Origin of the sequence: Dermacoccus sp. UBA1591 (assembly GCF_002322065.1) — a bacterium.
In the GTDB taxonomy this organism is placed as follows: Bacteria; Actinomycetota; Actinomycetes; order Actinomycetales; family Dermatophilaceae; genus Dermacoccus; species Dermacoccus nishinomiyaensis.
In genome coordinates, this window is the sequence record NZ_DCNR01000067.1 from 1 (window position 1) to 19,686 (window position 19,686).

Annotated in this window: 17 protein-coding genes; 8 read left to right on the forward strand and 9 right to left on the reverse strand. The window is 71.0% G+C overall.

The features are described 5' to 3' along the window. Positions 1 to 498, reverse strand: a 498-nt coding sequence (locus B2284_RS07070) for a hypothetical protein (protein ID WP_286697326.1), incomplete at its 3' end; no start/stop codon positions are given. Between the two features lie 346 nt (positions 499 to 844). On the opposite strand from B2284_RS07070, the gene B2284_RS07075 reads away from it, so the two are divergent. After that, positions 845 to 1,546 (forward strand): L,D-transpeptidase family protein, encoded by a 702-nt coding sequence (locus tag B2284_RS07075; RefSeq protein ID WP_083607321.1) that lies wholly within the window; start codon positions 845 to 847, stop codon positions 1,544 to 1,546. Between the two features lie 402 nt (positions 1,547 to 1,948). Here B2284_RS07075 and B2284_RS07080 read toward each other — a convergent pair whose 3' ends face one another. Next, the gene (locus tag B2284_RS07080; protein WP_074046222.1) at positions 1,949 to 3,442 is read right to left on the reverse strand and encodes an aminopeptidase P family protein; all 1,494 of its coding nucleotides are present in this window, start codon (positions 3,440 to 3,442) and stop codon (positions 1,949 to 1,951) included. Positions 3,443 to 3,556: 114 nt separating this feature from the next. Between B2284_RS07080 and B2284_RS07085 the strand changes: the two genes are divergently transcribed. Then, entirely contained in the window at positions 3,557 to 5,158 is a 1,602-nt protein-coding gene (locus tag B2284_RS07085) for a threonine/serine exporter family protein (RefSeq protein ID WP_170957257.1), read from the forward strand. Between the two features lie 15 nt (positions 5,159 to 5,173). Here the strand turns inward: B2284_RS07085 and B2284_RS07090 are convergent, their stop codons facing one another. Both B2284_RS07090 and B2284_RS07095 read right to left on the reverse strand, forming a co-directional pair. After that, positions 5,174 to 6,046, reverse strand: a complete 873-nt coding sequence (locus tag B2284_RS07090; protein WP_074046223.1) for a DcrB/PsbP domain-containing protein — start codon at positions 6,044 to 6,046, stop codon at positions 5,174 to 5,176. A 28-nt stretch (positions 6,047 to 6,074) separates the two neighbouring features. Continuing rightward, complete coding sequence (locus B2284_RS07095; protein WP_136788699.1) at positions 6,075 to 6,596, reverse strand: hypothetical protein; 522 nt, start codon at positions 6,594 to 6,596, stop codon at positions 6,075 to 6,077. On the opposite strand from B2284_RS07095, the gene B2284_RS07100 reads away from it, so the two are divergent. After that, positions 6,595 to 7,443 carry a PHP domain-containing protein gene (locus B2284_RS07100; protein WP_074040429.1) on the forward strand — a complete coding sequence of 283 codons (849 nt, stop codon included), beginning with the start codon at positions 6,595 to 6,597 and terminating at the stop codon, positions 7,441 to 7,443. The two genes, B2284_RS07095 and B2284_RS07100, sit on opposite strands and share 2 nt — an antisense overlap. A gap of 148 nt (positions 7,444 to 7,591) precedes the next feature. Here the strand turns inward: B2284_RS07100 and B2284_RS07105 are convergent, their stop codons facing one another. Both B2284_RS07105 and B2284_RS07110 read right to left on the reverse strand, forming a co-directional pair. Further along, positions 7,592 to 9,076, reverse strand: a complete 1,485-nt coding sequence (locus tag B2284_RS07105) for an AI-2E family transporter (RefSeq protein ID WP_006943440.1) — start codon at positions 9,074 to 9,076, stop codon at positions 7,592 to 7,594. Positions 9,077 to 9,226: 150 nt separating this feature from the next. Beyond that, entirely contained in the window at positions 9,227 to 10,840 is a 1,614-nt protein-coding gene (locus tag B2284_RS07110; protein ID WP_083607323.1) for a DEAD/DEAH box helicase, read from the reverse strand. 229 nt (positions 10,841 to 11,069) lie between these two features. Between B2284_RS07110 and B2284_RS07115 the strand changes: the two genes are divergently transcribed. Further along, positions 11,070 to 11,777 (forward strand): ferritin-like fold-containing protein, encoded by a 708-nt coding sequence (locus B2284_RS07115; protein ID WP_040014196.1) that lies wholly within the window; start codon positions 11,070 to 11,072, stop codon positions 11,775 to 11,777. Between the two features lie 97 nt (positions 11,778 to 11,874). Here the strand turns inward: B2284_RS07115 and B2284_RS07120 are convergent, their stop codons facing one another. The 3 genes from B2284_RS07120 to B2284_RS07130 form a co-directional block, all read right to left on the reverse strand. Next, positions 11,875 to 12,141, reverse strand: a complete 267-nt coding sequence (locus B2284_RS07120) for a GlsB/YeaQ/YmgE family stress response membrane protein (RefSeq protein WP_006943429.1) — start codon at positions 12,139 to 12,141, stop codon at positions 11,875 to 11,877. A 184-nt stretch (positions 12,142 to 12,325) separates the two neighbouring features. After that, entirely contained in the window at positions 12,326 to 12,547 is a 222-nt protein-coding gene (locus B2284_RS07125) for a DUF3107 domain-containing protein (RefSeq protein WP_074046225.1), read from the reverse strand. 140 nt (positions 12,548 to 12,687) lie between these two features. After that, positions 12,688 to 13,323, reverse strand: coding sequence for a TetR/AcrR family transcriptional regulator (locus B2284_RS07130; RefSeq protein WP_074046226.1), 636 nt, complete (start codon positions 13,321 to 13,323; stop codon positions 12,688 to 12,690). A gap of 91 nt (positions 13,324 to 13,414) precedes the next feature. On the opposite strand from B2284_RS07130, the gene B2284_RS07135 reads away from it, so the two are divergent. The 4 genes from B2284_RS07135 to B2284_RS07150 all read left to right on the forward strand — a co-directional run. After that, positions 13,415 to 14,722, forward strand: a complete 1,308-nt coding sequence (locus B2284_RS07135; protein WP_074046227.1) for a HesA/MoeB/ThiF family protein — start codon at positions 13,415 to 13,417, stop codon at positions 14,720 to 14,722. Between the two features lie 7 nt (positions 14,723 to 14,729). Then, positions 14,730 to 15,032, forward strand: coding sequence for an MGMT family protein (locus tag B2284_RS07140; RefSeq protein WP_074040398.1), 303 nt, complete (start codon positions 14,730 to 14,732; stop codon positions 15,030 to 15,032). 65 nt (positions 15,033 to 15,097) lie between these two features. Then, entirely contained in the window at positions 15,098 to 18,451 is a 3,354-nt protein-coding gene (locus B2284_RS07145) for an ATP-dependent helicase (protein ID WP_083607325.1), read from the forward strand. After that, on the forward strand, positions 18,448 to 19,686 hold a 1,239-nt coding region (locus B2284_RS07150; RefSeq protein ID WP_286697327.1), incomplete at its 3' end, for a UvrD-helicase domain-containing protein. The genes B2284_RS07145 and B2284_RS07150, both read left to right, overlap by 4 nt.

Here is a 19,686-nt window from a genome sequence, read left to right on the forward strand (position 1 = left end):
CGCTCTCGCTGCTGCCGGCGCCGGCCGGGACGTGGTCTCCTCCGCCTCCGCGGTGGCCGAGGTCTCTGCCTCCTCTTGCGCCGGCGCATCAAGACGCTCACCGCGCAGCACCACCGTCGCCAGGTCGGGGGTGAAGCGCGTGACACGGCACTCCTGCGCCCAGCGCGCGACGATGTCGTGGGCCGGCGCGTTGAGCCGCCCGGCCTTGAGAGCGAATGTCGCGGCCTCCCACACCTCGTCCTCGGGCGTGATGGCGTCGGCGTCCGCCTCGAAGGAGACGAGGCGAGCGCGGGACTCCTTCGAACGCGCCACCACCTCGACGCGGCCGAGGTGCTCGGGGGAGAACTGCTCGCCCGGGCCGCTCACCGTGTACGCGACCCCGGCGAGGTGGACGTGCCAGACCGGCGCCGAGCCAGCGGGCGAGGTGATCCACAGCAACCCCGACTTGGCGAGGGCCTCGGTGACAAGACGGTCGGTGGCAGGCTTCGCAGCAGTCATACCCTCATTGTTTCATCACGATTTCGTTGCGAACGACGGGCGCGAATCGCCGTGAGCCGAGGCCCGCAGCTCTTGTGAGACTGCGTCGCACCCCTGCAACGACGCGGAGAACGATCCCCACCCGCCCGTCGGCAGCTGCGCATCGCGGCGCAGGACGCCGCCGTCGAGCCCGCCCCCATTACCACGACCTCTGGCATGATGAGGAATCGGTGAACCGGTACGGATTCTGCACGACTCACGACGAGCCGGGGGGGAAACCGAGATCGGCCGGCGCGCGTCCCAGACGTACACGGGCCGCGCCAGAGCCCAGATCGCTCACCACGATCTCGATCGAAGGGAAAGTGCCATGCAGCACAACGAAATCAGCCGCCGCGCCATCGTCACCGGCGCCGGCGCCACCGGCACGCTCGCCGTCGTCGGCCTCATCGGCTCGGGCACGGCGTCCGCCGCGAACCCCGTCCTGCAGACCGGCAGCAAGGGCAGCGCCGTCACCACCCTCCAGAAGCGCCTCAACGCCCTCGGCTATTGGTGCGGCAACCCCGACGGCGCCTTCGGCGCCCAGACCAAGCAGGCCGTCCTCGCCGTGCAGAAGGTCGCAGGCCTCGCCCGCGACGGCGTCGTCGGCGCCCGCTCATGGGATGCGCTGAACCGCGGCGTTCGTCCAAGCAGCCGTCGCGGCGGCAACCGCATCGAGGTCGACAAGAGCCGCCAGATCGTCATGGTCGTGCGCGGCGGCTCCGTCAAGTACATCTTCAACACCTCGACCGGCAACGGCCAGACCTTCACCTACTACGGCCGACGCATCAAGGCCGTCACGCCCTCCGGTGAATACAAGACGTACCGCTCCGTCACCTCCGGCTGGGACTACGGCGCCCTCGGTGGCCTCTACCGCCCGTTCTACTTCAACGGCGGCATCGCCCTGCACGGCTCCAACGACATCCCGGCCTACCCCGCCTCCCACGGTTGCTGCCGCATGTCCTGCGCCGCACAGGACTTCCTCATCGGCTCCAAGCTGCTCTACATCGGCGAAGCCGTCAGCGTGTACTGATTCCTCTCACGGGCCGGCTTCCGGCTCACCGTCGGCCGGGGCGCATGCGCCCCGGCCGTCGTGTTCGCTCGTGCGCCGGCCGTTCGGGCCGAAACGCCCGCACCCGCTTCTCGTTCTCGACCTCGCAGGCTCGGTCGAGAACTCGGCGGATGCGGGCGTTTCGGCGTCCGCGTCGATGGTGTTCACCGGCGGGGCCGGTGCCTCGTGATGTCGCGCTCTGCGGCATCGCGGCCGCACACCGTCGGGCGCCCGGCAGCTCTAGCCGCGCCGCAGGTCGCCTGCCCAAATCAGTTCCTTTTTCGAGCTGGACGCCCGCGCGGTGTCGCACCGAGCGGGGAGATGACGAGGGCGAGCCTGCGAGCCGTCGTCATCTGCCCGCCGGAAGACAGCGTGAGGGGCGATTCACCGGCTCCAGACGTCGCGCATCCAGGCCTCGACGTCGTCGGGGTCGCGCGGCAGCGACGCCGACAGGTTCTCGTTGCCGTCCTCCGTGATGAGGATGTCGTCCTCGATACGCACACCGACGCCGCGGAAACGATCCGGCACCAACTCGTCGTCCGCCTTGAAGTACAGGCCCGGCTCGATCGTGATGATCATGCCCGGCTTCAACTCGGCGTCCATGTAGTCCTCCTTGCGCGCAAGGGCGCAGTCATGGACGTCGAGGCCGAGGTGGTGGCTCGTACCGTGCACCATCCACCGACGGTGGAACTGGCCGTTCTCCGGGTCGAGCGTCGCCTCGACGTCGACGCCGTCAGGCAGCAGACCCCAGCCGTGCAAACGCTCCGCGATGACGCGGATCGTCGCGGCATGCACGTCCGAGAACTTCGCGCCCGGCTTCGCCGCCGCGAGCCCAGCCTCCTGCGCCGCGAGCACCGCCTCGTACACCTCACGCTGCGCGGGGGAGTACGTGCCGTTGACGGGCAGGGTGCGCGTCACGTCAGCGGTGAACAGCGAGTCGACCTCGACGCCCGCGTCGACGAGGATGAGGTCGCCGTCCTTGATGTCGCCCGTGTTCTTGATCCAGTGCAACGTGTTCGCGTGATCGCCGCTCGCACAGATCGAGTCGTAGCCGACGCCGTTGCCCGCATGGCGTGCATGCAGGCCGAAGACACCCTCGACCCAGCGCTCACCGCGCCCGCGACGCACCGCCTCCGGCAGATCGGCGACGACGGCCTCGAACCCGCGCGCGGTCGCGTCGCACGCCTCGCGCATCTGACCGACCTCCCACGCATCCTTCGTCAACCGCGCCGTCGACAGCCACCGGCCGAGCTCCAGATCGCGCTCCTGCGCCTTCTCAGTGGTGGCCTCGTCGAGGTGGGCGCGGATCTGCTCGACCTGCGCCGTGACGTCGACGTCAGCGTCACGTACGACGAGCACCTCCGTCGCGCCCGCGTCCTTGGCCGCAGCGTCGGGGAACTCATCGATGTGACGAGCGGTGATGCCGAGCTCGTTCGCCATGTCCTCGAGCGCCGGTCGCGCACCGACCCAGAACTCGCCGTAGCGGCTGTCACCGAAGAACTCCTCGGTGTCGCGCCCGGCGAGCGGGCGGAAGAAGATCTGCGCCTCGTGCCCGCCCTCGGCCAGCGGCTCCAGGACGAAGACGGCGTCCGGCTCGCGGTCCGCGCCGAGACCCGTCAGCCACGCGAACGCGGTGTGCGGGCGGAACACGTAGTCACAATCGTTGCTGCGCACCTTCAACCCGCCTGCGGGCACGACGAGACGGGCCCCCTCGAAGGCCGCCGAGAGGGCCTCGCGTCGCGCGGGCGTCAGGTCGGCGACCTCGGCGCGGGGCGTCGGCTCAGTGCCGCGCGGCGCCCACCCGGAGGCGACGAACTCTCGGAAGGCCGCCCCACCCGGGCGGCTGCGGTGCTCTGCTGTCTGCTGCTTCTCACTCACCCGTCCATTCTGCACCCTGGCCCCCGACACATGGCGAACGGTGTGCGCCCGGTTCGCCGCATCCCCCACAATGGCTGGGCCGACAGAAGTGACGAGACGAGGTGCAGGCGCGACATGGTGAATCCCGACGGCCCCCAGGCCACCCCGACACCGCCGTCGGCGACCCCGTTGCCGACGCCGCGTCGTGCCGCGCCGAGCAGCGCCGAGAGCAGCCCTGCGCAGGCCCACCCCACGAAACCCGCCGCGGCCACGACGAGCGTCCCGCGGATGCCACGTACCGGCGCGACGCGGGTGCGCGGTCGGGCGATGTCCGTCATCCGTCCGAGCGGGCCGCCCACGAAGCCGATCTCGGTGCGCGGCACCAACGACCGCGTCTCCGAGTGGCACACGCGCTCCGTCATCGACTTCTGCCTCCGCCTCGGAGAGGCGATGCTCGTCACCGGCGCATCCGTGGCCGACACCACCGCGTCGCTGCTGCGCGTCGGGCGCGCCTACGGGCTGCAGGGCGCGCACGTCGACATCACCTACACGTCCGTCACGATCTCGATGCATCGCGGCGTGCACCGCGACCCGATCACCGTCATGCGCATCATCGCGCACTTCGGCACCGACTACTCGCGGCTCGAGGCGTTGCACGCCCTCGTGCGCGACATCGCCCGCGACCCCGACGACCCGGGCGAGATCGACGACAACCTCTACACCCTAGAATGCATCCTCGAGCAACCGCACGTGTACCGCCGCGGCGTCATCACCATCGCGTGGGCGCTCATGGGAGCAGGCGTCGCGATGCTGCTCGGCGGCAGCACGGCCATGGTCCTCGTCGCCGGGCTGTCCACGGCGGTCGTCGACCGCATCCAGTACGCCGTCGCGCGCGCCGGTGTCTCCGCGTTCTTCGGGCAGATGCTCGGTGCGATGTTCGCGGCGGCTGTCGCCGTCGGCCTGCTCGTCATCCACCATCATGCGGAGACGATCATGTGGCTCGGACAGGTGAGACCCTCCCTGGTCGTCGCCTCCAGCGTCGTCGTGCTCCTCGCAGGCATGAGCGTCGTGACGGCTGCGCAGGACACGCTCGACGGCTTCTACCTGACCGCCGGCGCGCGCACCTATGAGGTCGTCCTGCTCACCGGCGGCGTCGTCGCGGGCGTGCTGCTCGTCCTGAGCATCGCCCAGCGCTTCGGCGTCGACCTCGTCATCGTCGAACGCTCCAGCAGCTTCGCCGGCTCAGTTCTCACCCAGATCGTGGCAGCCGCACTCATCGCCGGTGCCTTCGCCGTCTCCGCGTACTGCGCTCCGCGCACCGTGCTCGCCGCCGTTCTCACCGGCGGATTCTCGTGGCTGCTGTTCGGGACGCTCATGTGGGGTGTCGGCACCAGCGAGCCCGTCGCCGCAGGAGGTGCGGCCCTCGTCGTCGGGGCGCTGGCACCATTCGTGGGGACGCGGGTGCACGTGCCGAGCATCGCACTCATCACCGCGGGCATCGTGCCCTTGCTGCCGGGGCAGGCGGTCTACCGGGGCATCATGATGTTCATCACCGAGGGCGAGAACACCCTGTGGCAGACCACTCTGCTCAACGCCGTCCTCATGGGCCTCACGCTGTCCGTCGGGGTGTCGCTCGGCACGCTGCTCGGCCGTCAGGTCAGCGCAGGCGCCGACTCGCTCACCGCACGCGTCGTGCGACGTACCGTCAGCGAGACGACGAACGACACCGCCGCCTGACCGGCGCGGAGTGCGTCAGCGGGCCGTGCTCGAGGCGGTTGCGCTGGGCGGGCGGGCGGTGCCTGAGCTCTGGGCGGGCTTCGATGCTGCGGATGACGAGGCAGGCGCCGGGGACGCACCCGACGACGACGGCGCTGACGACGCGCCCGACGACGACGGTGCGACGCTCGTCGTCGGCACCGCCGCCGGAGTCGTGCCACTGGCCGTCGAGCCGGCGTCACCCTTCTTGGTCCACGACCAGCTCGCGAGCAGCGCCGTCAGCGCCGACTCGTCGCGGGCGGCGTCAGCCTTCGCGCCGGTCAGGGTGACGGAGTACAGCACCTTGTCGTGCGCGAGCATCACGTAGCTGCGCTTGAGGGCGACGTTCTTCTCCGTCGAGGTCGCCGTGAAGCCGACGGCCTTCTCACCGCCGACGGTGCGGTCGGGCAGGGCGGCCACCGATGCGCCGCTCTGCTTGGCCTGCAGCGACGCCCGGCGCAGCGTGCCCTCCAGCTCGGGCGCAGGCGTGACGCTGGAACGCGCGACGACGATCGTGGGCGCGACGTCGTGCGCGAGAGTCGACGACGACAGATAGGCGACCGATTTCGGCTGGGACGTGAGATTCCACCCAGCTGGCACGACGAAGTTGAACGTGCCGTCCGAGCTGACGACGGACCCGGGGCTGGGGGAGGTGATGGCGCTCGGGTTGGACGACGCCGTCGTCGCCGAGGAGCTCGCGCTGAACGGGGTCTGGGTCGCCGCGACGTCCTTGGGGTCGGCTCCCGAGCTGCACGCACTCAACGCGACGAGGCCGGTGGCCGTGACGAGCGCTGCGACGCCGCGTGCGGCCCGACGGAGCGAGCGGCGGCGCGCTCGCGGGGTCATGTCGAGGGGGCCCTGCTTCACCATGGTCGAAACCCTAGCGACGCGAGCGGTCTCAGCGTGTGCGGCGCGCGGCGCGGGCAGCGCCCTGTGATGACAACCACGGCGTCACCGGGCGACGCCACAGCAGGTAGACGGTCGTGAGGCCGAGCGTCATCGTCACCGCGCCGATGAGGGCGCCGGGGCCGAACGAGCGCACGCCGGACAGCAGGAAGGTGAAGGTGTAGACGATGGCGAGGACGGTCGCGCACGTGCGCCCGGAGGCGCGACCGCGCAGACACAGGCGCGCCACGAGTAACCACAGCACGACGAAGAATGCGCCCGTGACGAGACCGAACCAGCGGGCCTGATCCGTCGCCCGTTCCAACTCCCCGGCGGGCAGGGTGCGCCGCTGGAACTCGTGCGCGAGCCGCGCCGTCTGAGCGCGGGTGCCGTCACGATCGAGCCATGCCACGAGCGTCGAGACGGCCTGCACGAGCGCACCGGCCATCATGCAGGCAACGGCCCGCCGCACCGGACGCGGCGAGTGCTCACCCATGCCTGCTCTCACGGGCAGCAACACTAACCTGTCACCCATGCGTATCGACCTGCACACCCACTCGAACCGCAGCGACGGCACGACGAGCCCCGCCGACGTCGTCGCGCAGGCCTCGGAGGCGGGGCTCGACGTCGTCGCGCTCACCGACCACGACACGACCCGCGGGTGGGACGACGCCGCCGACGCCGCGCGCCGCGTCGGCATCGACGTCGTACGGGGCATCGAGATCTCCTGCCGCCATCGCGGCATCAGCATCCACCTGCTCGCCTACCTTCCGGCCCCCGAGGGAGAGCTGTTCGACGAGATGGAACGTGCCCGCGAGTCGCGGGTGACGCGCGCCGAGCGCATGGTCGAGCGGCTCGGACGCGACGTGCCGATCACGTACGAGCAGGTGCTCGCGCAGGCGGGGCCGGACGCGACGATCGGGCGCCCCCACATCGCCGATGCGCTCGTCGCGAACGGCGTCGTGCCCGATCGCAGCACCGCCTTCGAGCACCTGTTGAGCAATTCGGGCCCCTACCACGTCGGTCACTACGCCATCGACCCGGTGCGCGCCGTCACCCTCGTGCGCGCGGCCGGCGGGGTGCCCGTCATGGCGCACCCCTTCGCGGACGTCCGTGGACGCGTCGTCGACGACGCCGTCATCGAGGAGATGATCGACGCCGGGTTGCTCGGCCTCGAGGCCCACCACCGCGACCACACGCCCGAGCAGGTGCGCCACGCCCGCGACCTCGCGCGGACGCACGATCTGCTCGTCACCGGCTCGAGCGATTACCACGGCGACGGCAAGCCGAATCGACTGGGGGAGAACACGACCGAGCCCGACCAGTACGAACGCCTCGTCGCGCTCGCGACGAGTGACGTGGGAGTCGTGCGCGGGCGCTGACGCGGTGCTGATGGCGGGTGCCGGGCGTCCGGCGGGCATGACGACGGCGCCGGAGCGAGCCCTGCTCACCCCGGCGCCGGACGCGTCGTCGACGGATGCCTGATCGAGGTGGCCCCGGCTCGAACCCGGGCACCCGATCATCTTCCCCTCAGCGTTTGAGGCGCGAACGCAACGCACTCACGACGGCTCCCAGGCCATGCGTGGGCTGCTTCGTGGTCGAGGCGGCGAGAGCGTCGCCGTCGCCGTCCGCGACGGCCTCGCGCGAAGCCTTCTCCTCGTCGGTCTCGCGTGCGCCCCATTCGCCGAGGCGGCGGAGGCGCTCGGTGCGCAGCGCCGCGATGCGCCCTCGATCGGTGCGGTACTCGAGGTCGGCGACGGTGACGGTGCCGGAGCGCAGGTCCACCTGTTCACCGATGTAGCGGAACAGCACCGCCAGCGTCGCGACGACGGGGACGGCGAGGAAACCGCCGATGACGCCATGGTCCTCGGAGCCGGCCGCGATGCCGAGCAGCACGAGGACAGGGTGCAACGACATCGAGCGGCTCTGCAGCAGCGGCTGCAGGATGTGCCCCTCGAGCTGCTGCACGAGGATGATGATGACGAGGACGATGATCGCTGTCGTCACCCCCTTCGTCACCAGCGCGACGAGGACGGCGAGTGCGCCGGCGACCGTCGCACCGACGATCGGGATGAACCCGCCGAAGAACGTGATGACGCACAGCGGCAGGGCCAGCGGCACACCGCATGCGATGAGACCGATGCCGATGCAGACCGAGTCGATGGCCGAGACGATCGCCTGGGTGCGGATGAACCCGGACAGGGTCTGCCACGCGCGGGTGAACACCTCGGTGACGTGAGCGCCGGTGCGCTCACCCGTGACGAGCCGCACCCACGGTAGGAAGCGGTCCCCGTCCTTGATGAAGAAGAACGCGAGGATGAGGCTGAGGACGAGGGTGACGAGGATGCTGCCGACCGTCGTCACGCCGCTGAAGACGCCCGAGGCGATGGCATCGCCCGACGTCTTGAGCTTCTCGTTGATCACGTTGACTGCGTTGTCGATCTGGGTCGCCGGGATCTTCAACGGCGGGCCCTGCAACCAGCGTTGGATCTGGGAGACGCCCTCCATCGACTTGCGTGCCAGCTCGGGCGCCTCGGCTGCGACGGTCGGGACGATCGCGGCGATGATGCCACCGACGACGAGCAATCCGCCGAGCACGCTCGAGAGCGCCGCCAGGGCGGGGCGCACGCCGCGGCGACGCAACCAGGCGGCAGGCGGCCACAGGACGGTCGTGATGAAGAGACCGAGGATCAGCGGCAGGATGATGACCCAGAACGGTGTGAGCGCTCGCCACACGAGATAGAACGTGACGATGATGATGCTGATCCGCAACGACCAGCGCGCGAACGAGGCGAAACCGTCCGAGATGATGCGCGAGCGGTCCTCGGACGCCCGTGACTCGGGCTCGTGCGGGTCCTGCTTCTCGACGCGGGCATCGCGGTTGCGTGCGTCGAGCGTCAGCTCGTCGCGCTCTTCGGGCGGGGTGGACGGAGGCGAGGCGGAATCGGCCGGTAGCGGCGTCGAGTCATCGGCCGCGGGCGGCGTCAGGGCCGGGTCCGGAGGTGAGGCAGGCATGGGTGCCCTTTCGGATCAACGGTCATTTGTCGTGAAGCGTACTGAGAGTGATGACACAGGCGCGAATGCGGCGCGAGGCGCCCGGTGCTCGCCCGCGTCACGTCTGAACGAGTGCGGACGGCGCCGGGCGCCTCGCGCCGGGAGGGTGCGTCAGTCGGCGGCAGACGTCTCACCCGCGCCACCGCGGGTGCGACGGCGACGTCGGCGCGGCTGCGACGAACCGCCGGAGCCCTCGGTGCTCGCGGCGTCACGGCGCGGGCGACGCTCGCTCGAGCCACCCGAGGCCTGACGTTCGCCGCCGCGACCACCGGAGCGCCCGCCTCGTCCGCCTGAGCGGCCGCGCTCGTCGTCACGGCGCGGACGACGCTCGCCGCGCTGACGCGAGTCGCTTCGCCCCGTCTCTCCGAGATCCTCGACGCGCTCGGCGTCGAGGCCTTCGCGGGTGCGCGCCGACTTGGGCAGGCTGCCGGTCGCGTTCGCGGGGATCTCGAGATCCTCGAACAGGTGCTCGGAGCTGGAGTACGTCTCCTCGGGTTCAGGGATGCCGAGGTCGAGGGCCTTGTTGATGAGCGCCCAGCGGTGCAGGTCGTCCCAGTCGACGAGGGTGACGGCGATGCCCGTCTTGCCCGCGCGGCCGGTGCGGCCGATGCGGTGGACGTACGTCTTCTCGTCCTCCGGGCACTGGTAGTTGATGACGTGCGTGACGTCCTCGACGTCGATGCCGCGCGCGGCGACGTCGGTCGCGACGAGGACGTCGACCTTGCCCGAACGGAACGCACGCAGCGCCTGCTCTCGGGCGCCCTGGCCGAGGTCGCCGTGCAGCGGAGCGGCCGCGAAGCCGCGCGAGATGAGCTCGTCGGAGACCTTGGCGGCCGTGCGCTTGGTGCGGCTGAAGATGATCGTCAGGCCGCGGTCCTTCGCCTGCAGGATGCGGGCGAGCATCTCGACCTTGTCCATCGCGTGCGCGCGGTAGACGAACTGCTCGATGTTGGAGGCCGTCTCGGCCTCGCTCGCGTCGTCCTGCATGGCGCGGATGTGCGTCGGCTGCGTCATGTAACGACGCGCGAGGGTGACGACGGCGCCCGGCATCGTCGCGGAGAACAGCATCGTCTGACGCCCACCCGGCGTCATCGCGAGGATCTTCTCGACGTCGGGCAGGAAGCCCAGGTCGAGCATCTCGTCGGCCTCGTCGAGCACGAGGCAGCCGACGTACGCCAGGTCGAGGTGACCACGCGTCGCGAGGTCGATGATGCGACCCGGCGTGCCGACGATGACCTCGACACCCTTCTCGAGGCGCTCGACCTGCGGCTCGAACGCGCGACCGCCGTAGATCTGCGCGATGCGGATGCCGCGCTTCTTCGCGGCTGCCTCGAGGTCGGAGGCGACCTGGACGGCGAGCTCGCGCGTCGGGACGACGACCATCGCCTGCGGCTTGCCCTCGGGCGCGGGGACGGCGGCCTTCGACGTCTCACCCGGCGCGGTGACGCGGCTGAGCAGCGGCACTCCGAAGCCCAGGGTCTTGCCGGTGCCGGTGCGCGCCTGGCCGATGATGTCGTGCCCCGAGAGCGCGACGGGCAGCGTCATCGCCTGGATGGGGAAGGGATGGACGATCCCCTTCTCTTCGAGGGCGGCGACGATGTCGGGGTGGATGCCGAAGTCGGCGAATGTCTGCTCGGCGATGGGCTCAGGGGCCGCTTCGGCCTCGATGGAGGTGATGCCGGCGGAGTCGAGCTCGGCAGCCGTGGGCTGGTTGTCGTTGATCACGATCGTGCTTCCTGTGTCGCCCCGGGGCCTTGGAGGCCGCGCCGGGGATGATGAGAGCCGATCGGAGGTCTGCGCGCCGCGCGGCCTCGCGTGCGGAGGTGGGCGGCGGGAGTGGGCGTCTGTCGTATGACGCCCGCACGTGCCGGGAGGGGCCGATCGGTCACCCGTGGTCATCTTGAGTCTACCCACGCGCGCCACACCTGTTCGACGCCCACGCTACGATCGCTGCATGAGCGAGCCTGTGACGCCTGATCCGAGCCCTTCACGCACGATCGAGGACGAGACGTACCGGGCGGGGGTGATCGACCTGCTGAGCGTCATCGCCTACGGCGAGCTCTCCGGCGCCTTCGCGACGGTGGCGGACGCCGCTCGCGCCCCGCGCCTCGACCACAAGCTGGCGCTCGCGCGCATGGCGCGCGGCGACTTCGACCACTACGAGCAGCTCGCCGGCCGTCTGCGCGACCTCGGCGTCGAGCCCGAGGACTCGATGCAGCCGTTCACGGCCGCCATCGATGAATGGCACCGTCGTACGCCGCCCGCCGACTGGTACGAGGGCCTCATGAAGGCCTACGCCGGCGCCGCGATCGCGACGGATTTCTACTCGGAGATCGCGCGCTACGTCGACCCCGAGACGCGTTCGCTCGTCGAGCGTGCCGTCGACAGCGATGAGCAGGACGCGTTCATCATGAGCGTGCTCAGCGACGCCATCGCGGCCGACCCGCGAGTGGGTTCGCGTCTCGCACTGTGGGGGCGCCGCCTCGTCGGTGAGGCCCTCAGTCAGGCTCAGCGCGTCGCCGCGACCCACGACGGGCTGACGGCCCTGCTCGTCGACGACGGCTCCGGCGTCGGCGCGGACCTCGCCGAGCTGACGCGCATGTTCGAGCGACTGACGTCGAATCACACGCGCCGCATGGAGGCCTTGGGGCTCACGGCGTGAGCGCCTGACCTCTGACCTGATCGCGGAAACGAAGAAGCCCGGCCCCACGAGGGGCCGGGCTTCTTCACCTGCGCAGCGGAGCTGCGCGAGCGACGGATCAGACGCGGTTCTTGCGACCCACCAGCGTGAGGTAGATGGTGATGAGAACCATCGCGCAGATGATGCCCACGATGAAGGGGATGATCTCGAAGCCGCCGTTGGAGTTCTTGTAGCCGAACTGGGTGGTCAGCCAGGAGCCGAGGGCGGAGCCGACGATGCCGAGGATGATCGTCATGATGATCCCCATGTTCTGGTCGCCCTTGAGGAACAGGCGGGCGAGGGCGCCGATGATGAGGCCGCCGATGATCGAGCTGATGATGCCCATGGTGAGTCTCCTATGAGTTCGGCTGGGCTCCGGTATGTCCCAACGTTTGTCTCCACCTAAGCCAATCGGCGGTCGCATTTCAACCATCGAGACCGGCGAGGTGCTAGATGCGTTATTCCTTCGTTACGCGACGGCGGGCGTTCACCCCTTTGGGGTGAACGCCCGTGACCGCTTCGGGTGAACGTCAGCCGCCGAAGCCGACGCGGCCCTTCTGCTCCGCCGCGATGTCGACGTAGCCGATGGCGGAAGCCGGCACGGTGACGCTGTGGCCGCGCTCGTCACTCAGCGTGAGCGGGGTGCCGCTGTCGAGAGCCGCGCGCACGTGCTCGCGCACCGCGTCGGCGTTCTCGTGCGAGTCGATGACGATCTCGCGGGCGACGTTCTGGACGCCGATTCGAACCTCCATGGTTCTCCTCCTTCTCGTCGCGTGCGGAACGCGATCAGTGGTGGACGTGTGGGTGAGATCAGCGTGCCCCATCGGCGACGCCGGAATCATCCCAGGGGGTGAGAGGCCGCGCGACTCACCCGTCGTATGGGTGCAACGCCTCAGCGCTCGATTTCATCCCCGCCGGTCTTCGGGAACCCGCCGAGGCCGCGCCAGCCCAGCAGACCGACGATGCGCGCGGCCTCCGCGCGGGGGATCGGCGAACCTGTCGTGATCCAGTAGCGCGCGACGACCTGCGACATGCCGACGAGGGCGACGGCGACGAGCGTCGCCTGCTCCGTCGGAAGCTCCGTGTCCTCCTGCACGACCTTGGCGACCTCGGCCGCGGTCTCCGTCAGCATGCGTTCGACCTTCTCGCTGACGGCGGGCTCGTTCGTCAGATCCGATTCGAAGACGAGGCGGAAACCCGCGTCCTCGCGCTCGACGAAGGCGAAGAACGCGCCGATCGCCGCGGCGACGCGCTGGCTGTTGTCGGACGTCGACTCGATGGCCTCGCGCACGAGGAACGGCACCTCACGCGTGTGCTGCTCGAGCAGCGCCAGGTACAGGTCGAGCTTGCCGGGAAAGTGCTGGTAGAGCACCGGCTTGCTGACGTGGGCGCGCTCCGCGATCTCGTCCATCGCCGCACTGTGGTAGCCGGATTCGACGAAGACGGACTGCGCCGCCTCCATGAGTTGGGCTCGCCGCGCCGATCGGGGGAGGCGTCCGCGTTTGGTCGAATCGTCCACGTGGGTCATGGATGAGGCTCCTTGCTCGTCGGTCATAAGCTGGGTGCGACTTTATCGCCCATGGGCCATCTCGGTGGCCCGGTCACGGAATGAGGTGCCTGTGCGAGACGCCCAGCCCGACGATCCCGGCGCCCGACGATACGCGCGCCACCACTCGCTGGCCGGCTTCGGGGTGACCGGGCAGCGACGGTTGGCAGCGGCGCGGGTGCTCGTCGTGGGCGCCGGCGGGCTCGGCTCACCCGTCATCTCCTCGCTCGCCGGCTGCGGCGTCGGGCACCTCGTCGTCATGGATCCGGACGTCGTGGAGATCTCCAACCTGCCGCGTCAGCTCATCCACACCGAAGCCGCGATCGGCACGGCGAAGGTGACGTCGGTGCAGCGCGCCGTCGCGGCGCAGAACAGCGGTGTCGAGGTGAGTGCGCTGCCCGAGCGCCTCAGCGTGACGCGGGCGCTCGAACTCGTCGCCGAGGTCGACGTCGTCGTCGACTGCACCGACAGCATCGAGGCTCGCTACGTGCTCAACGACGCCTGCGTGCTGCTCGGCGTACCGCTCGTATGGGCGTCGATCGCGCAGTATGCAGGGCAGTTCGGCGTCGTCGAGCCCGCAGTCGGGCCGTGCTATCGGTGCGTCTTCCCCGATCCGCAGGCCGTCGCCGGGCTCGCGACGTGCGAGGAGGCGGGGGTGCTCGGAGTGCTGCCGGGCGTGCTCGGCGCGATGCAGGCCGTCGAGGTGATCAAGCTGTGCTCCGGCATCGGCGCTCCGGCGCGCGATGCGATCCGGTTGTACGACGCCCTCGGCGCGACGATGGCGACGCTGCCCGTCGCGCGCGACCCCGAGTGCCGCGTCTGTGGGCTCGAGGCGGGGTACTTCGAGGGGGTTGCCGGCCTCGAGGGGGTGGATGCGCCTCCAGGGTTCGCTGATTTCGGTGGATCTGATGGTTTTGGTGGTCTCGGTGCGGCGGGTGGCCCTGGGGCCGACGGGCGCGCGGCGGCGTCAGGCGCGGTGGCCGAGATCGGGCCGCAGGAGTGGCCGGACGCGGGGTTCGTCCTCGTCGACGTGCGCAACCCCGATGAGGTCGAGGCGGCGCCGTTGCCGCCATGGATGACGGTGGGCGCCGACGAGACGTTCGTCGAACCGTGGGCCGGCGGCTGGAACGAGGCGACGCGAGCGTCCGTGCACGCGCGGGTGGGGGAGCGCGACGTCGTGCTCGTCTGTGCGCGCGGTGCGCGTTCGCGTGCGGCCGCGGGGGTGCTGGGTGCGAGTGCGATGGAGCATGCTGCTGCGTCGGGCCGGGAGGCGGACTCTGGTCAGGATGCGACGCCGGGCGATGATGCGGCGGCTGACGGATCGTCGAGGCGCTCGGGTCGCATCCTGAGTGTGCGTGGGGGCCTGGCGGCGGCGTCATGAGGCCGGCATGACGGGCGGGGCACGCGACGAACTGAGCGAATCGGTCGCCGAGGTCGTCACCGACGTGCCGCCGGGGCGCGTGACGACGTACGGTGCCATCGCCGCGGTCGTCGGCACGGGCGCACGCCAGGTGGGGCGCATCCTCGCGGACGGTCGGCCGGGGTGGCCGTGGTGGCGGGTGACGAACGCGCGGGGGCTGTTGCCGGAGGCGCTGAGGGCGCAGGCGTTCGAGCAGTACGAGGCGGAGGGGACGCCGACGCGAGGTGAGGGAGTCGACCTGCGTCGGGCTGGTTGGGTGCCTCCGTTCTGACGGGTGGGTGACGAAAAATTCCGCGGAATCCCGGCGTTGTCGGCGCGCTGTGCTGGGATGACATCATGACGAATCACGAGGGTTTGACGGCGCAGACGCCGGCCGGCGCGCCCGTCCAGGGCGAGGCCGCCCTGCCGATCGCTGCGCTGCCGCCGAGCGTGGTCGAGGGCGTCGTGGCGAGCGTCGATCCGACGCGTCTCACCCCGGCGCTGCGTGGCGCGACGCAGACCGAAGCGGCGGCGCCGCTCGATCTCGATCCTGCGCAACAGGCCGTGCTCGAGGCCGACGATCGGGTGCTCCACGTCGTCGGCGCGCCCGGCACGGGCAAGACGACGCTCGCCGTCGAACTCGTCGCGCAGGCCGTGGAGGGTGGTGCGCGTCCCGATGAGTGCGTCCTGCTCTCACCGACGCGCGTGGCAGCCGGGGCGTTGCGCGCCCGCGTCACGACCCGCGTGGGCGGCACCTCGAGCGAGCCGATCGCGCGCACCCCGCAGGCGCTCGCGTTCGGCATCCTGCGCATGCGCGCCGCGATGGACGACCTGCCGGCGCCGCGCCTGCTCGCCGGTCCGGAGCAGGACGTCGTGCTCAAGGAACTGCTCGAAGGCCACCGCCTCGGCCTCGGCGCGGCGCCTGCCTGGCCCGAGGATCTGGCGGAGGCGCTGACGACGCGCGGGTTCCGCAACGAACTGCGCGACCTCATCATGCGCGCGGTGGAGTGGGACGTCAGCAGCGACCACCTGCGCCGGCTCGGCGCCGAGCACGGGCGCGACGAGTGGATCGCGGCCGCAGACGTCCTCGACGAATACGACGACGTCACCGCCCTGTCACGTCCGGGAGCGTTCGACCCGGCCTGGATCCTCGGTGCGGCGGCGCAGGCGTTGCGCGAGAACGAGACGCTGCGCGAGCGGGTGCGGGCGCAGCTGAGACTCGTCGTCATCGATGACGCGCAGGAACTCACGCGCGCGTCCGTCGGTTTCCTCACCGAACTCGTCGGCCCGGGTCAGCGGCTCGTCCTGCTCGGCAACCCCGACGTCACGGTGCAGGCCTTCCGCGGCGCCGACCCGCGCTACCTCGAGCAGGTCGCGGCACAGCACGGCGCGAGTCGACGGTTCGTGCTCGGCTACGGCCACCGTCAGCCCCGAAGGCTCGCGGAGGTGGTCGAACGCGTCACCGCGCGCATCGGCAGCGTCGACGGCATCGCGCACCGCAGCGTCGTCACGCGCCCCGGTGGGGGCGTCGACGTCGCGCTGCTGCGCAGCGGCGCGCAGGAAGCCGCCCACATCGCGGGGGTGCTGCGTCGAGCACACCTCAAGGACGGGGTGGCGTGGAAGGACATGGCCGTCATCGTGCGAGCCGCTGCCGGAACGTCGGCGCTGCGGCGCGCCCTCAACGCGGCCAAGGTGCCCGTGGCCGTCCCTCCGGCGTCCTTGGCCCTGCGCGACGAACCCGCCGTGCGGCCGTTCCTGCACGCCCTCGAGATCGTGACGAGCCGGACGCGTGGCTCTGAACAGGCCCCGGTGGACGGCGACGCCGATGCCTCGCGGGCGGGCGTCAGTGCCGACCTCGCCCTCGACCTGCTCACCTCGCCGCTCGGCGGAGCCGACCCGGTCGTGCTGCGACGACTGCGACGTTCGCTGCGCCGTGAGGAACTGGCCGCCGGCGGCAACCGCGTCTCCGACGAGCTGCTCGGCGCCTGCCTGCTCGAACCGGCGCTGCTCGTCTCCCTCGGCCCCGAAGCGGCGCCTGCGCGCCGGGTGTCGCGCGTTCTCGCGGCAGGGGCGGCCGCGCTGAGGGCCGCTCCGCCCCACGACGACGCCGAGCACGTGCTGTGGCAGATGTGGCAGGCCAGCGGCCTCGCCGAGGCGTGGGAGGCGAACGCGTTGGCCGGGGGAATCTCCGGAACCCGCGCCGACCGTGACCTCGATGCGCTGCTCGCGCTCTTCGCAGCGGCTGCAGCGTTCGTCGAGCGGCTGCCCGGCGCGGGCGTGGCCGACTTCCTCGACCACGTCCGCAGCCAGGACGTGCCGGGCGACCGCCTCGTCGCCGCAGCCCCCGACGAAGACGCCGTCGCGCTCGTCACCGCAGCCGGCTCGGCGGGCGGCGAGTGGCACACGGTCGTCGTCGCGGGCGCCCAGGAGGGCGTCTGGCCCGACCTGCGATTGCGCGGTTCGGTGCTCGGCTCGGAGGATCTCGTCGACATCCTCAGCGGTCGCGGGCGCTCGCTCCCCGCGCGGCAGGCGGCCGTCCGGCACGACGAGACGCGGCAGTTCGCGATGGCGATGAGCCGGGCGCGCGAGCACGTCGTCGTGACGGCCGTGCGTGACGAGGACGAGCAACCGAGCGTCTACCTCGACATCGTCGACCCGCTCGCGCCGGGCGCTGCGGCCGACGCGATGCGAGAGTTCACCCCTGTCGCCCGGCCGATGACCCTCGCCGGGCTCGTCGCCGAGGCCCGACGCATGCTCGCCGACCAGGACGAGGCCGTCCGTGACGAGGGCGCCCGCCGTCTGGCGCGCCTCGCCGAGCACGACGTGCCGGGCGCCGACCCCGAGCAGTGGTGGGCCCTCGTCAGCCGCAGCGACGACAGGCCGGTCCGCCCGCCGCAGGAGTGGGTGCGGGTCAGCCCGTCGAAGATCGAGGGATTCCACCGCTGCGGTCTCAACTGGCTCCTCACGACCAACGGTGGTTTCGGCCCGTCGGTCGGGGCGAGCACGATCGGCACGCTCGTGCACGAACTCGCCGAGGAGTTCGCCGACGAACCCGCTCTCATGGACGAAGCGCTCGAGAAGCGGTGGCCGCGTCTCGGCCTCGGCGACTCGTGGGTGTCGCGCGGCGAGAAGGCGCGCGCTCAGAGCATGGTGAAGAAGCTGCAGGGCTACCTCGGCGACGCGGCGGCCACGGGATGGGCCGGCGAGGCCGCCGAACGACGGTTCTCCGCGATCGTCGGGCGAGCCAAGATCTCCGGCTCGATCGACCGTCTCGAGCACCACCCCGAGCGCGGGCTGCGCGTCATCGACTACAAGACGGGCAGCTCGAAACCGAAGGACGAGGAAGTCGCAGCGCACCCGCAGCTCGCCGCCTACCAGGCCGCGCTCGAGGCAGACGCGTTCGGCCCGGGGCGTCCCAGCGCCGGGGCTGCTCTCGTGCAGCTCGGCCAGGCCGCCGGCACCGGCGCGAACAGCACCGCTCGCGTCCAGGCCCAGCCGCCCCTCGTCGCCGACGAGGACGCCGCGAGTGACGGCGAGCCCGGGGCGGGCGACGAACCGATCGTCGGCACCCGCGGGTGGGCGTTCGACCTCATGCAACGCACGGCTGACGGCATGGGCGCCGCCACCTTCGTCGCGGCCGCCAACCCGAACTGCACGATGTGCCCCGTCAAGAGCTCCTGCCCCATCCAGCCGGAAGGCCGAACGCTGTGACCGACGACCTCACTCCAGCAACCAGCGACCCGTCGGGGCCACAGGGCTCCGAGGCGAAGGATCGCCCCGCTCGTCTGAGCGCGGACGCCATCGCCGACGCGCTGGAGCGCTATCACCACACACCCGAGCAGGTCGCCGTCATCGAGGCGCCGCTGGAGCCGCTGCTCGTGGTGGCGGGAGCCGGCTCGGGCAAGACGGACACGATGGCTTCGCGCGTCGTGTGGCTCGTGGCGAACGGCTTGGTGCGCCCGCAGGAGATCCTCGGCCTCACCTTCACCCGCAAGGCCGCCGGTGAGCTCGCCGAACGCGTCAACCAGCGCCTGCGCATGCTCGAGGCGAGTGGCCTGTGGAGCCCGCCCGATGATCCGGACGGCACGCCGAGCCTCGGCGAGAGCCCCACGATCTCGACGTACAACGCGTACGCGGGGCGCATCGTCGGTGAGCACGGTCTGCGCCTCGGCATCGAGCCGGATGCGCGGATGCTGTCGGAGGCCGCCGCGTGGCAGTTCGCGCACGAGGTCGCGAGTGGGTGGGACGGCGACATGTCGCAGGTCGCCGTCAAGCTGCCGAGCGTGACGGCGGCCGTCCTCGCGACCGCGGGTGAACTGAGCGAGCATCGGCGCAGCGTCGACGAGCTGCGCGCCTACTACGACTCCCTCCTCGGCTCGCTCGACGCGATCCCGTTCGCGCCGCGAAAGCGTTCCCTCGGGGACGCGGGCAAGGCGCTCACGGCGAAGGCGAAGGGCCACCAGCAGATCCTCCCGCTCATCGAGCGGTATCAATCGCTGAAGAAGGACAGGTCGGCGCTCGACTTCTCCGACCAGATCGCGTTCGCCGCCGAACTCGCCGACCGCTTCCCGGCCATCGGCGCGATCGAGCGCGCGCGCTACCGCATGGTGCTGCTCGATGAGTTCCAGGACACGAGCTCAGCGCAGATCGCCTTCCTCGCAGCCGTCTTCGCCGCCGGGGAGACGCAGCAGCGTCCGGGCGTCGTGGCGGTGGGGGATCCCCACCAGTCGATCTTCGGCTGGCGCGGCGCGAGCGCGACGACCCTGTCGGCCTTCCGTCGCTCCTTCGCCCTACCGGGATCCGACCTCACGCCCGTCGCCTCGCTCGCGACGTCGTGGCGCAACGACGCCGCCGTCCTCGACGCGGCCAACGTCACCGCCGCGCCGCTGAACAGGGCCTCGCGCGTGCCCGTGGCGACGTTGCGCCCCCGCCCCGACGCAGGCCCC

Bases quoted from the DNA above. Each gene is read 5' to 3' on its own strand.
- B2284_RS07075 (WP_083607321.1), top strand. From the start codon at position 845: ATGCAGCACAACGAAATCAGCCGCCGCGCCATCGTCACCGGCGCCGGC.
- B2284_RS07085 (WP_170957257.1), top strand. From the start codon at position 3,557: ATGGTGAATCCCGACGGCCCCCAGGCCACCCCGACACCGCCGTCGGCG.
- B2284_RS07090 (WP_074046223.1), bottom strand. From the start codon at position 6,046: ATGGTGAAGCAGGGCCCCCTCGACATGACCCCGCGAGCGCGCCGCCGC.
- B2284_RS07100 (WP_074040429.1), top strand. From the start codon at position 6,595: ATGCGTATCGACCTGCACACCCACTCGAACCGCAGCGACGGCACGACG.
- B2284_RS07095 (WP_136788699.1), bottom strand. From the start codon at position 6,596: ATGGGTGACAGGTTAGTGTTGCTGCCCGTGAGAGCAGGCATGGGTGAG.
- B2284_RS07105 (WP_006943440.1), bottom strand. From the start codon at position 9,076: ATGCCTGCCTCACCTCCGGACCCGGCCCTGACGCCGCCCGCGGCCGAT.
- B2284_RS07115 (WP_040014196.1), top strand. From the start codon at position 11,070: ATGAGCGAGCCTGTGACGCCTGATCCGAGCCCTTCACGCACGATCGAG.
- B2284_RS07120 (WP_006943429.1), bottom strand. From the start codon at position 12,141: ATGGGCATCATCAGCTCGATCATCGGCGGCCTCATCATCGGCGCCCTC.
- B2284_RS07125 (WP_074046225.1), bottom strand. From the start codon at position 12,547: ATGGAGGTTCGAATCGGCGTCCAGAACGTCGCCCGCGAGATCGTCATC.
- B2284_RS07130 (WP_074046226.1), bottom strand. From the start codon at position 13,323: ATGACCCACGTGGACGATTCGACCAAACGCGGACGCCTCCCCCGATCG.
- B2284_RS07140 (WP_074040398.1), top strand. From the start codon at position 14,730: ATGACGGGCGGGGCACGCGACGAACTGAGCGAATCGGTCGCCGAGGTC.
- B2284_RS07145 (WP_083607325.1), top strand. From the start codon at position 15,098: ATGACGAATCACGAGGGTTTGACGGCGCAGACGCCGGCCGGCGCGCCC.